This window comes from Streptomyces noursei, from assembly GCF_016917755.1.
GTDB classification, from domain to species: domain Bacteria; phylum Actinomycetota; class Actinomycetes; order Streptomycetales; family Streptomycetaceae; genus Streptomyces; species Streptomyces yunnanensis.
Genome location: NZ_CP070326.1, coordinates 78657 through 90592, shown reverse-complemented (window position 1 = coordinate 90592; position 11936 = coordinate 78657). Strand labels below are relative to the sequence as shown.

General features: G+C 69.2%; 12 protein-coding genes and 2 pseudogenes. 11 read left to right on the top strand and 3 right to left on the bottom strand.

Going from position 1 to position 11936, the window contains the following annotated elements:
- Positions 1–15: 15 nt before the first annotated feature.
- The 6 genes from JNO44_RS00470 (at position 16) to JNO44_RS00445 (ending at position 6396) form a co-directional block, all read left to right on the top strand.
- Positions 16–1218 (top strand): family 2 encapsulin nanocompartment cargo protein terpene cyclase, encoded by a 1203-nt coding sequence (locus tag JNO44_RS00470; protein WP_240167344.1) that lies wholly within the window; start codon positions 16–18, stop codon positions 1216–1218.
- Positions 1219–1282: 64 nt separating this feature from the next.
- Positions 1283–2146 (top strand): geranyl diphosphate 2-C-methyltransferase, encoded by an 864-nt coding sequence (locus JNO44_RS00465; RefSeq protein ID WP_102922683.1) that lies wholly within the window; start codon positions 1283–1285, stop codon positions 2144–2146.
- A gap of 168 nt (positions 2147–2314) precedes the next feature.
- Complete coding sequence (locus tag JNO44_RS00460; protein ID WP_205360327.1) at positions 2315–2995, top strand: adenosylcobinamide amidohydrolase; 681 nt, start codon at positions 2315–2317, stop codon at positions 2993–2995.
- A 346-nt stretch (positions 2996–3341) separates the two neighbouring features.
- Positions 3342–4361, top strand: a complete 1020-nt coding sequence (locus tag JNO44_RS00455) for a bacteriocin fulvocin C-related protein (RefSeq protein ID WP_205360325.1) — start codon at positions 3342–3344, stop codon at positions 4359–4361.
- A 291-nt stretch (positions 4362–4652) separates the two neighbouring features.
- Positions 4653–5198, top strand: a complete 546-nt coding sequence (locus JNO44_RS00450) for a DinB family protein (protein WP_205360323.1) — start codon at positions 4653–4655, stop codon at positions 5196–5198.
- Between the two features lie 292 nt (positions 5199–5490).
- Positions 5491–6396 (top strand): NADP-dependent oxidoreductase, encoded by a 906-nt coding sequence (locus tag JNO44_RS00445; protein ID WP_205360321.1) that lies wholly within the window; start codon positions 5491–5493, stop codon positions 6394–6396.
- 178 nt (positions 6397–6574) lie between these two features.
- On the opposite strand, the gene aac(6') is transcribed toward JNO44_RS00445, so the two are convergent.
- A complete protein-coding gene (aac(6'), locus tag JNO44_RS00440) occupies positions 6575–7048 on the bottom strand; it encodes an aminoglycoside 6'-N-acetyltransferase (protein ID WP_205360319.1) in 474 nt (157 codons plus the stop codon).
- Between the two features lie 52 nt (positions 7049–7100).
- Here aac(6') and JNO44_RS00435 point away from each other — a divergent pair.
- Positions 7101–7457, top strand: a pseudogene (locus tag JNO44_RS00435) (response regulator transcription factor); the annotation flags it as partial.
- A gap of 36 nt (positions 7458–7493) precedes the next feature.
- Here the strand turns inward: JNO44_RS00435 and JNO44_RS00430 are convergent.
- Positions 7494–8183: a nitroreductase gene (locus JNO44_RS00430; protein WP_205360318.1), complete on the bottom strand. Its 690-nt coding sequence runs from the start codon at positions 8181–8183 to the stop codon at positions 7494–7496.
- A 102-nt stretch (positions 8184–8285) separates the two neighbouring features.
- Between JNO44_RS00430 and JNO44_RS00425 the strand changes: the two genes are divergently transcribed.
- Positions 8286–8879, top strand: a complete 594-nt coding sequence (locus JNO44_RS00425; protein ID WP_205360316.1) for a TetR/AcrR family transcriptional regulator — start codon at positions 8286–8288, stop codon at positions 8877–8879.
- A gap of 192 nt (positions 8880–9071) precedes the next feature.
- Positions 9072–9209: pseudogene (locus tag JNO44_RS00420) on the top strand (IS5 family transposase); the annotation flags it as partial.
- Here the strand turns inward: JNO44_RS00420 and JNO44_RS00415 are convergent.
- On the bottom strand, positions 9193–9735 hold the full coding sequence (locus JNO44_RS00415) for a GNAT family N-acetyltransferase (protein WP_205360314.1): 543 nt from the start codon (positions 9733–9735) through the stop codon (positions 9193–9195). The pseudogene JNO44_RS00420 and the gene JNO44_RS00415 sit on opposite strands and share 17 nt — an antisense overlap.
- A 379-nt stretch (positions 9736–10114) precedes the next feature.
- Between JNO44_RS00415 and JNO44_RS00410 the strand changes: the two genes are divergently transcribed.
- Both JNO44_RS00410 and JNO44_RS00405 read left to right on the top strand, forming a co-directional pair.
- The gene (locus JNO44_RS00410) at positions 10115–10498 is read left to right on the top strand and encodes an AQJ64_40280 family protein (RefSeq protein WP_205360312.1); all 384 of its coding nucleotides are present in this window, start codon (positions 10115–10117) and stop codon (positions 10496–10498) included.
- A 487-nt stretch (positions 10499–10985) separates the two neighbouring features.
- Positions 10986–11867: a trypsin-like peptidase domain-containing protein gene (locus JNO44_RS00405; RefSeq protein ID WP_205360310.1), complete on the top strand. Its 882-nt coding sequence runs from the start codon at positions 10986–10988 to the stop codon at positions 11865–11867.
- The last annotated feature ends 69 nt before the right edge of the window (positions 11868–11936 follow it).

The window sequence follows — 11936 nt, the reverse complement described above, 5'->3', positions numbered from 1 at the left end:
CGGAGAGCAGAACCGGTGTCACAGCTGTCCCGGATGGCCGCGCCCCTGGCCCGCCACCATGTGGCGCGACTCGCGGCCACCCTCCTCACCCACAGTCAGGGAATCCGCCCGCCCGCTCCGAAGACGCTGCCGGGAACCGTCCGCCACCAGGCGCGCACCGCCGTACCCACCGGACCGACCGGGATCGGCACCTCCGCGGCCCGCATCACGGCCAGGAGGGCGACCAGCAAGGCACCGGACACGACGGGCGGAGCGGGCACCGGCGTCCCCGAGCTGTACTGCCCGCCCGCGATACGGGACGACCAGGCGCTCGGCCAGGAGGTCAACGACCGGCTGGTCGACTGGGCGGAGGAGGTCGGCCTCTACGCCGGGCGCCTCGCACGCGTACGCGCGGCCGACTTCGGGCGCCTGATGATGCTGGCGCACCCCGACAGCGACGACCCGGACCGCCTGCTGGCCGCGGCCAAATGTGCGCTGGCGGAGTGGGCCACGGACGACTACTACTGCGACGACGAGACCATGGGCTCGCGGACCGAACTCCTCGGCTCGCACCTCGGCCCCGCCTACACGGCCCTCGACCCCGCCCACCTCCCGGCCGGCTACGCACCCGCATGGGAACGGGACCTGGCCGACGACCCCGTCCGGGTCGCCCTGCGCTCCGGGCTGCGCGACCTGGCCAGGTACGCGGACCCCTCCCAGGTGGCCCGGCTCCGCCATGAGGTCGCGGTCCTCTTCGTGGGGTACGGACAGGAGGGTTCCTGGCGCTCCCGCGGCCATATGCCCACCGTCCAGGAATATCTGGCGCACCGTCAGATCAACAGCTTCCTGCCCTGCATCGCACTGGTCGACGTGGTCGGCGGCTACTCGGTGGCGGCCTCCGAGTATGCCGACCCGCGAGTCCGCCGCGCCGTGACGATGGCCGCCACGGCCAGCACGCTCGTCAACGACCTGTACTCGATGGCGAAGGAAGACCACTCCTCGGGCGTGGAGTTCAACCTGCCCAGCGTGATCGCCGCCGAGGAGCGGTGCTCACCGCGCGAGGCGGTCGAACGCAGCGTGGAGATCCACGACGAGCTGGTCCGCACCTTCGAGGCGGAGGCCGCGGCCCTTGTCCTCACCGGATCGCCGCAGCTGCGCCACTTCCTCGCGGGCGTATGGGCCTGGCTCGGCGGCAACCGTGAATGGCACAGCGGAAGCCTCCGCTACCACGACGCCTGAGCCCGACCTTCCCCCTTTGTTGCCACCCACGCGATCCTTCCGCATGCAGTCAAGGAGCCTCCCCATGACCACCGCCCCTCTCTCTCCCGCGGCCCCCGTGCTGCGCACGGCCTACCAGCAGTCCGTTGCGGACTACTGGAACAACGAGAAGGACCCGGTCAACCTGAGCCTGGGCGACGTCGACGGCCTGTACCACCACCACTACGGGCTCGGCGACTACGACCCCTCCGTCCTGGAAGGCCCCGAGGACACCCGCGACGCACGCATCATCGAGGAACTGCACCGACTGGAATCGGCACAGGCCGACACCCTCCTCGACCACCTCGGCCCGATCGCCCCCGAGCACCGCCTCCTCGACGCCGGATGCGGCCGGGGCGGCAGCAGCATCATGGCCAACGCGCGCTTCGGCTGCCAGGTCGACGGTGTGTCCATCTCCCAGGCCCAGGTCGACTTCGCCAACGGCCAGGCCCACAAGCGGGGCGTGGACGACAAGGTGCGCTACCACTTCCGCAACATGCTGGACACCGGCTTCCCGACCGGAGCCTTCCAGGGCATCTGGAACAACGAGTCCACCATGTACGTGGACCTGTTCCAGCTCTTCTCCGAGCACGCGCGCCAACTGGCCTTCGGCGGTCGCTACGTCGTCATCACGGGCTGCTACAACGATGTGACCGGCGGCCGCTCCAAGGCGGTCAGCCGGATCGACGAGCACTACACCTGCAACATCCATCCCCGCAGCGCCTACTTCAAGGCGATGGCCGCCAACGGCCTCGTCCCCATCAACGTCGTCGACCTCACGTCGGCCACGATCCCGTACTGGGAGCTGCGCGCCCAGTCCTCCCTCGCCACCGGCGTCGAAGACCCGTTCCTGACCGCATACCGCGAGGGCAGCTTCCACTACCTCCTCATCGCCGCCGACCGCGTCTGACGGCTTCCGACGGCGTCCGACCGGGTCTGCCTGTGTCTGGCTGTGTGTCCGGGGTCTGACCCGCGGAGACCGCCTGTCATAGGACACTCGACCAGCCATCCGGTGCCGGGGCGGGCGGTGCGGACCGCCTCGACGCCGTCCCCCGGCCACACAAGGAGTGTCTGTTCGGTGAGCGCCGTCATCCCACCACCCCGCACCACCACCGGACTGCTGCCACCGCAACAACTCACCCGCACCGAGGACGGCGAACAGCTGCACGCCCTGCTGTGGAGGGCGGGTACGGGCTGGCGGATGATCAGCAGCGCCGTACTCGGCGGCGGACTGGGGGAGCGCGCCTGGGTCCTCAACGCCCAGGTGTCCCACGGTTACCGACGCACCGACCCCGACCGGCACCTCGCCGACCTCGCTGCCGAGGCCCGCATGGAGGGGCCGGGGGTCGGGCTCATGACGGCCGCCGACGTCCGGGCCTACGGCCACGCACACGACACAGGCGTCGAGGCCACCGCCACCGCGGGGCTGGGCGTACGGGGCTGGGCCGCCTCCCCGGCCCAGGGCGCGATCACGCCCGCCCGCCCCGGCACGATCAACATCGTCGTCGCGCTCCCCGTCGCGCTGACCGACGCCGCGCTGGTCAACGCGGTCGCCACCGCCACCGAAGCCAAGGTCCAGGCCCTGCTGAACACGGGCCACGACTGCTCCGGAACGCCCACCGACGCCGTGTGCATCGCGGCCCGCACGCCGTGCCCGGGCGAAGCACCCCACGCCTTCGCAGGCCCCCGCTCACTGTGGGGCGCCCGCCTGGCCCGAGCCGTCCACCGCGCCGTACAGACCGCTGCGAACGCGCCGTGACGCCCGGCCGGCACTGAAATCGCCGGGCGCTCGCCGCCGCGCACCCGCGCAGCGAGCACGCATGACGCCCCGAAGCGATCAATCACCCCATACGTCACTCCCGCATGGATACCCGCATGGATAGGGGAGAATGTCCGAACTTCCCCTGTCCTCGGCCGCCGATACGCACCACAGTCACTGCTGTCCGAAAGCGGCTGCCGCCTTCCTCTGTCAGCGACCTCGTGCTGTTGTGGCCCTTTCCCAGGAAGGGCTGCGCCCTGTCGGCGCAGGGCGACACCCGCGAGGCGCCTTCCAGTTCGGCGAGCCCGGCAGCTGCTCCCCACACTCACCGACGAGAGGGCAGCACATGTCGACCACGACACGATGGATCCTGACGTTCGACTCCTCCTGCGGCACCTGTTCGGCGGTCTCGTCCGCCGTCGCCGGGGCCAGCAGGGGCAAGCTGGAGGTGATGCCGCTGACCGACGCAGAGGTACGACGGTGGCGCGCGCAAGCCATGGGCCCCGACCCCGTGTGGGCGCCGACCCTGCTGCGGGTGACCGGCGGCTCGGCCCGCGCCTGGACCGGCCCCCGGATGACCCCGCCACTGGTGCGTCGGCTGGGGGTGCGGGCGACCGGTCGCGTGCTGATGGCGCTGGGGGAACTGCGCCACGCGGCCCGCACCGGCCGGAACGTTCCGGCCGCGGACTCCGCCGTACCGCAGGCTCGTGCCGGCGTGAGCCGCAAGCGGTTCCTGCTGCTCGCGGGCGGCGTCAGCACAGCGGTCGGCATCACCGTCGCCGGACAGACACCGGCATTCGCGCGCTCGGCAGACACCGAAGCCCGAGCCTGGGTCGCCGCGCACCGCGACGCATTGCCGCGCACCTACGCCGACATCGCCCCACTTCCCTCGGCGGTGCGGCAGGCGGTGCTGGTGGAGTTGTCCCCGACGGAGCGCAGCCGGGTGTGGACCGAGCACCTGACGACGTTCCGGGCCGCCCATCCGTCCCTGACCACGCAGCAGAGCCGCGTCCTTCAGGACGCACTCGCCCTGGCAGGCTCCGAGGCCACGTTCGCGGTCGGTGAGCCGACGAAGGGCTCGGCACTCCAGCGCCGCATCTCGGCGGTGGAGGCAGCGGCGAAGGAGACGTTCGGCGTAGCGGACAGCGCGGCGCTGCTGGTCACGCTCGGCCCCGCCAGCGCCACCCAGGCACACAGTGGCCGGAGCCGGACGGCCGCCGGCATCCAGGACACCTGCAACTGCAGCACCACGTCGGTGTGGTGCACCGTGTGGGAAGGCCCGCACTGCAACTGCTGCTTCTGCGGCGTGACCTCGGGCTGCGGCTTCCTCGGCCTGTACCAGTGCAACGGAACCTGCACCAAGTGACCGACCCGGACCGGCACGAGCGCCCAGCACCCCTGTCCCACGGCGGAAGGGCGTCAACGCCGGTCTGCGCACCACGGACGCCGGCAGCTCCCGGACACGGCAGCCAGGCGTGTTGTCCCGGGACGTTGTCGACACATGCGCCGGGCAGTTGAAAGGGCAGCGAGGGCCCTCCGGACGCGGTGCGGATCACCACACGCGCACCACACCCGTACTCAGCAGGCCCTCCTGCCCCACCGAAACACCGCGCCCACGGGGTTCCGAGGACGGCCACTCGGAGCACACCATACGAGCATGAAGATTCCCGACCGCCGGATCGAACTGTTCACCGGCACCGGCAGCGAGCACCGATTCAGCGGCCCCGCGACCGGCGACGAGCGAAGAATGCTGGTGGCCATGCTGGACGCCCAGCGCGCCACCCTGAAGCTGAAGTGCTCCGGACTGGGACCGGAGTTGGCCGTGCGCTCCGTGCCCCCCTCCTCGCTCTCCCTCCTCGGCCTCGTCCGGCACCTCGCCGACGTGGAACGCCGCTGGTTCCGAGCCGTGCTCGCCGGCCACGACGTCGATCTGCGCTTCTCCTCCACGGACGTCCCCGAGGGCGACTTCGACGGCGCGGGCCCCGACGCCGTCGAGGAGTCCTGGGCGGCCTGGCACGCCGAGGTCGCGTTCGCGGAGGCACACGTCGCCGAGGCCCCGCATCTCGACATCGAGGGTCAGGATCCCTGGCGGGGCACGGTCTCCCTGCGCTGGGTACTCATCCACATGATCGAGGAGTACGCCCGCCACAACGGACACGCCGACCTGATCCGCGAACGGATCGACGGAGCGGTCGGGGTGTGACCCCGAGCGGCCGGCCAGCCGGCCAGCCGGCCAGCCGCTCGTCCCGGCCGTCCGTCCCGTCCGCTCCACAGCGCAATCATCTGCGGCGGCACCCTCCACCCCACTGATCGGCCAGATCGTGCTGAGCAGGACATGACGGATCCATGGCCGTGCACCCCACCGCCGGCCCGGCACGGCCCGGCACGTCGACGAGATCGAGCACGCTCGGCCGCCGGCGCGACAGAGGCGGGAATCCCCACATCATCACGAGGGTTGTACGACACATCAGCAACAGTCGTGTGAAGGGCTCTCCGTGCGCGCCATACAGATCGATCGATTCGGCACCCCCGACGTTCTCAACCTCGTCGAGGCTCCCCGACCTGAGCCGGGTCCTGGAGAGGTACTGATCCGGACCATCGCGACCAGTATCAATCCTGTCGACGACAAGACCCGGGAGGGAGCCATCGGCGAAGGGACGCCCCCGCTGCCGATGACGCTCGGCTGGGATCTGGCCGGCGTCGTGGTCGACGGGGGAGACAGCGAGCTGCGCGCAGGGGAACGCGTCATCGCCATGTCGCATCAGCTCAGCTCCGGACGGGGCACCTGGGCCGACCTGGTCGCACTCCCCACAAAGGCAGTGGCCGTCGCTCCGCAGGCGGTCAGTCTGGTCGAGGCCGCGACTCTGCCGCTCCCCGGACTGACGGCCTGGCAGACCCTGAACTGGCTTGCGGTGTCTGCCGGAGAACGGCTGCTGATTGCCGGTGCTGCTGGTGCGGTAGGCGGGTTGGCACTCCAGATGGCCCGCGCACGAGGCGTCGAGGTCGATGCTCTGGTCTCCCGTGACACGCAGGTGGCCTTCGCCCGCGACCACGGCGCGGGCGTTGTCGCCACCGACCCCGACGCGTTTCAGGACCGCAGTTACGACGCGGTCTTCGACACCTTCGGGGCTTTCCTGACCGAGGCCGTGAAGGACGGCGGCCGGTACGCCTCGATCGCCACCCAAGCCGGTCCGGTCCCTGACCTGTCCTCACGAGGAGTGCGCACCACCGTCAACCAAGTGCACGAGGACGGCGCCGGGTTGAGCGCACTGACCAAGCTCGTCGACGACGGCTCACTGCGGTTGCGTGTGCATTCCACCTACGGCCTGCAGGACATCCGAGCTGCGCACCAACGCTTCCTCCAGGGCAACTTGTCCGGCAAGATCGCCATGACCTTCTGACCACGCCCACGCCCATGGCCCTCCGGCAAGCGCCCCGGGCCTGACGCTCCCCGAACCCTCGCCGAGCCCGGATGAGGATGGCAGCGAGGGGGAGGGGGGAGAGACATACCGGCGACGGCGGGAGCGGACAACGCCTCACGCGAGGTGTTCGGAAGCCGACCGGTCAGGTCACGTCACGTCAGGTCAACTCCTCGGCAAGCAGGTCCATCAACAGTGCGTCCTGCCAGAGTCCCGTCTGGTGGTCGCGCCCATACGCTCGCATGATCCCCACCGGCTTGAACCCGACCTTGCCGTAACTGCGGATCGCTGCGGCGTTGGCCGCAGCAGGATCGATGGTCAGCCGGTGATGGCCGCACTCCCGCACCAGCCACCTGGCCAGTGTGCGCACCGCGTCGGTACCCAGCCCCTTCCCGTGATGTCGTGCGGTCAGGAAGATGTCGATGCCGGCACGGCGGAACTCGGGATCGGCCTCTTCCTCGAACTGCACCGCTCCAATGACCTCGCCCTCGAAGACAATGGCGAGCATGCCCTCGTAGTCTTCCGGGGGCGACCACCACGCCGCGACTTCCGGTTCTCGCACGATCCTGTCGAGAACCTCACCCTCGCCGTCTCCCACCGGCCGCAGTACGACGTCATCCCCGCGCAGCTCCATACCTCCATTATCCCTGAGAATTGTCGGCTCCCCTCGCTGCTCCCTCTTCCGGGAGGACGTACGGCGGGACGACCTCGTGCACGCGGTCCGCGTGGTCGCGGCGGGCGACTCGCTGCTCGCCCCCTCCGTCACCCGCTCCCTGATCGCCGCCTTCACCTGCGGCGCCGCGGTGCCGCCGCCGCGAGGCGAACGCCTGGACGTCCTCACCACCCGCGAGCGCGAGACGATGCGACTGCTCGGTGCCGGCCTGCCCAACGCGGAGATCGCCACAACGCTGGTGGTGAGCGAGCACACCGTGAAGACGCACGTCAGCAACGTGCTCACCAAGCTGGGGCTCCGCGACCGCGTCCAGGGCGTGATCGCCGCCTACGAGACCGGACTGGTCGTTCCCGGGCGCCCCGCGAACTGAACCGCGGCTCCCACACACCTCACAGGCCGAAACGGCCTAGTCATGGAATGCCGTGGTTGCCGCGAGCGCGGCCCGCCCGGTCGTGACCCGGTTCACCGGCGCGGCCTCGTCGGCATAGCCGAAGGAGATTCCCACGAGCAACTTTCCTTCGGTGACGCCGAGTTCGGCGCGCACGGTGTCGGCATAGAAGCTCAGCAGCCCCTGCGGGCAGCTGTCCACGCCATACGCGGTCATTGCCAGGAGCAGGGTCTGCATGTAGGCGCCGACATCCGCGGCCAGCCGTGCCCCGCCGTCACCGTTGACAAACAGGAATGCGGCGTGTGGCGCGCCGTAGAAACGCAGGCTCTCCGCGTCGTAGGCCGCGCGTGCCGTGTGGCCGTCACGGCCGATGCCCAGCGCTCCGTACAGCTCTGCGGCGAACGCCGCCCGGCGTGCCTGATGCACCGGCGAGTACATCTCTTCGGAATAGGGGAAGTCCACCGAGGTGCGCTTTGCTGCGTGGGCCGCCTGCAAGGCATCCGCCAGACGCTCACGTGCCGCGCCGCTCACCACCTCCACCCGCCAGGGCTGTGCGTTGGAATTGGAGGGCGCGGCGCCGGCCAGTGAGAACAGCGCACGCATCGTGTCCTCAGGCACGGCTTCCGGCCGGAACGCGCGGGTCGCGTGACGGCCGCGTATCAACTTCTCCGCACAGCCGCTCAGTTCGTTGGAGATCGACTCACTCATGGGGCCCTCCTCGACAACAGCCGATGTAAACGATGCCGTTTACCTTCCGGTAACCGTAACAGGCCGCCTCCCCGTAAGTAAACGCGAACGTATACTTCGCCCATGGATACGGTGACGACGACTCCTCGCGGGCGGGGACGTGGCGGGCGGGAGCGCATTCTGGCCGCCGCCGCCCGGCTGTTCGCGACTCAGGGCATCAATGCGACCGGCATGGAACAGGTCGCGGAGGAAGCGCCGGTCTCCAAGCGCACGCTCTACACGCACTTCCGCACCAAGAGCGACCTGGTCGTCGCCCACCTCCAGGACCTCGCGTCCTCGGGGGCCACCCTGGAGAGCGTGCTGACCCGCGAGGACATCCCCCCGCGGGAACGCATCCTCCGGTTGTTCGACCAGCCCGCGCCGGAGCAGGCTCCGGTGCGCGGATGCCCGTTCATCGACGCCGCCGCGGAGTTCCCCGACCCGGACAGCGCGGTCCACTCCTACGCCCGCGAACAGAAACTGCGGATGGTGCGGCTGGTCGCTGCCCTCGTGACGGATATGGGCTGCCGCCAACCCGTCGCACTCGCCGAACAACTGGTCACCCTCGCCGACGGGGCGGCCAGCCGAGCCATGGTGCTGGGCGATGCGGACTACGGCCGGCACGCACGGGCGGCAGCAGAGGTCCTCCTCAAACACGCTCTGCCGGAACCGAACTGACGAAGAAACCGATGAAGAAACAGCCGTCACTGAAAGTCCGCTGACACGGTTCGACTCGACGGCCTCGCACATCCCGCCGTCCCCGTCGCCCCCTCTACCGATTACCCGTCATCGCACCCGGTGGCCATGTGGTCGGCATACGACGTCCGCTCGTCGTCGTCCGCCGCCGCCCATACGAGAGCCCCACATGAGGACTACAAGGCCCGGCACGCGGTCGAGTGCGGCATCAATCGCCTCAAGAGACAACGAGCCGTCGTCACCAGCTATGACGAACTCGCGGTCCGCTACGAGGCTGCCGTCCTCGTTGCCGCCGTCAACGAGTGGTTGTGACGTACTGGTCCGACGACAACTCGAACACCCGGACCCGCCGGCCGCCGGTGGGATTGACAGTCTCGCGGACCGGATGCATCCCCAGTTTGGTCATGATCCGTTCGGAGGCGTCGTTGCCCACTTGAGTGATGCTGACGATCCGCTCCAACCCTCGTTCTGCGAACCCGAACCGTACGGCGGCCGCAGCGGCCTCGGTGGCCAAGCCCTGCCCCCAGTGGGAACGTCCCAGTCGCCAGCCGACCTCAACCGCCGGCAGAACCTCCGGCAAGAAGTCGGGCACCGAAAGGCCGGTGAACCCGGCCAGCTCGCCAGTGGACCGGATCTCCACGGCGAACAGGCCGAAGCCCTGTGACTCCCACTCGCGCTCCCATGCCTGGATCCCTTCGCGAGTCTGCTGTTCGTCACGGACGCTGCCGTCACGGATCCACCGCATGACCTCGGGGTCGGCATTGATGGCAGCCATGGGCGCAACGTCTTCCTCGCACCAACGACGCAGGATCAAACGGGGAGTCTCAAGCGTGACCATCCGATCATTCTGGATCAGAAAGCGGGCTCTCCGCCATCCTCACCAGGCACGTTCGATACACGCCCTTGCACCCCCTCACCTGCCGGGACGCATCAGCATCCGTCACGACGTCTCCCTGCCCCGGCTGATTCCGCTGGTCGAGTGCCCGTGGAACGCCCCGGCCGCCACCGGAAGCAGCAGCCGCAGCCGTGCCTCGGGCTGGGGATCAGTCGACATGGAGCGCTCCATGCACCGTGGGGTGTGCTCGTTCCGCCCCGAGCAACCTTTGTGAGTGCCGGGCGGTCTTGCCGGATGCCGAGGGCGGGGCGGCGAGTGCCCTATGCCGACGTGCGGGCATAGGGCAGAAGCAGATTTCCCGAGTGCCTGAGTGAGGGTGGAGATGACGAACCTGAACAACGTCGTCACGTGGGTGGACGCACGCGAGAGGCTGCCTCGGAGCGGAACACCGGTGGCAGCCGCGATCACGGGCCGCTATCCAGCGGACAGTACGGCTGATTCCGATGCGGCGTTGGGCGAGGAATTCTGGTTGGTGATGCCGATGTACTTCACGACTCTGCACTGGAGCGAGGACGGGGCGGAGCACAGGGACTGCTTCGTCGACTCCGACGGGGTTGTCCGTCTGCCCTACGGCCTTGCCAGCGCTGAGACCGTGACGCACTGGGCTGAGCTGCCCACCCTGCCAGGCGGGATGACACGCCTTGTGCTTGGGGAGGGCGTGCAGCCAGCTCTCCAGAACGCTTGGGGCACCCGTCCCGCAACCTGATCCAGAGTCTGATCGGAAGCGTCGCGCGAAGGCGGATAAGGGCACTTGATCTCGCGTCGGCCCAGCCTCTTGCGGCAGCACACGGCGAGGACGAACCCTCAGTGGCGGCGGTGATTGCCGGATTGGCCATCAGGGCGAGGCTCGTCGTCCACCACCGCCGCCACCTCCTCGCCGAACCCATCGGCACAACTACGGACAAGAGGGCTGTGAGACACCGCAGTTGTGGACAAGAAGCAAGCCGTCGAGCGGGCGCAGGTCAGCGGCGGTGAAGGCAGTACGCACACCGGAAGTCTCACGGGTGTTCCGTGCGCACCGCTGAACTCCGTTGGGGCAGCGTACCTTTGTGATCTCCGGTCATTTTTCCACTGTTCTCGGAAGCCCATTGCCCTGGAGCGCACTCCAGCACAGAATGCGCGTGACATATCCGGAGTGGCGGAGGGGAACCGACGCCGTGGACCTCCGGACACAGAACTGAGAGGACCCCCACATGTATCGACCTCTCGTCGGCACCCTGGCCACCGCCGTGCTGGGCGCGGCCGCGTTGGTGACCGCCGCCGCCCCGGCGGGCGCGGCCCCGGTCGGCGCCGCCGCGCACCACAAGCCCGGGCCGCCGCGGACCCAGGCCGTCGACTTCGCGGGCACGGTGGCGCTGGACGACTGTTCCGGATCGATCGTCAAGATGCCCACCTCGCAGCCGAACGACCCGGCGCTGGTGATGACCAACGGCCACTGCCTGGAGAGCGGGATGCCCTCTCCGGGCCAGGTGATAGTCGACCAGCCCTCCAGCCGCAGCTTCACCGTCCTGGACAAGTCGGCCGGCGACCTGGGCTCGATCCAGGCCACCAAGGTCTCCTACGCGACCATGACCGACACCGACGTGACGCTGTACGAGACCGGCTCGACCTACGCGCAGATCGAGCAGAAGTACGGGATCAAGCCGCTGGAGCTGTCCACCGACCACCCCGCCAAGGGGGCCGGGATCAGCGTCGTCTCCGGCTACTGGAAGAAGACGTACACCTGCAGCATCGACGGGTTCGCGCCCACGCTGAAGGAGGGCGACTGGGCCTGGAAGGATTCGGTCCGCTACACCCGGGAGTGCAACGTGATCGGTGGCACCTCCGGGTCGCCGGTGATCGACAACTCCACCGGCAAGGTCACCGCCATCAACAACACCATCAACGAGAACGGTGAGCGCTGCACCGTCAACAACCCGTGCGAGGTGGACGAGAACGGCAACGTCACCGTCCATAACGGCATCGGCTACGCCGAGGAGACCTACGGCATCCCCAAGTGCTTCGGCACCGGCAACAAGCTCGACCTGAACGCCGCGGGCTGCACCCTGCCCAAGCCGTCGGGCCTCCGTCACTGACGGACAGCCGCTGACGGACAGCCACTGACGGAACCCGCTGTCGACGGACGCGGGCAGTGAGGAACCAGG

What these genes read in the sequence shown, in the direction of transcription:
- JNO44_RS00425 (WP_205360316.1), top strand. Translation starts at nt 8,286, where the DNA reads ATGGATACGGTGACGACGACTCCTCGCGGGCGGGGACGTGGCGGGCGG.
- JNO44_RS00430 (WP_205360318.1), bottom strand. Translation starts at nt 8,183, where the DNA reads ATGAGTGAGTCGATCTCCAACGAACTGAGCGGCTGTGCGGAGAAGTTG.
- JNO44_RS00405 (WP_205360310.1), top strand. Translation starts at nt 10,986, where the DNA reads ATGTATCGACCTCTCGTCGGCACCCTGGCCACCGCCGTGCTGGGCGCG.
- JNO44_RS00455 (WP_205360325.1), top strand. Translation starts at nt 3,342, where the DNA reads ATGTCGACCACGACACGATGGATCCTGACGTTCGACTCCTCCTGCGGC.
- JNO44_RS00415 (WP_205360314.1), bottom strand. Translation starts at nt 9,735, where the DNA reads ATGGTCACGCTTGAGACTCCCCGTTTGATCCTGCGTCGTTGGTGCGAG.
- JNO44_RS00465 (WP_102922683.1), top strand. Translation starts at nt 1,283, where the DNA reads ATGACCACCGCCCCTCTCTCTCCCGCGGCCCCCGTGCTGCGCACGGCC.
- JNO44_RS00450 (WP_205360323.1), top strand. Translation starts at nt 4,653, where the DNA reads ATGAAGATTCCCGACCGCCGGATCGAACTGTTCACCGGCACCGGCAGC.
- JNO44_RS00410 (WP_205360312.1), top strand. Translation starts at nt 10,115, where the DNA reads ATGACGAACCTGAACAACGTCGTCACGTGGGTGGACGCACGCGAGAGG.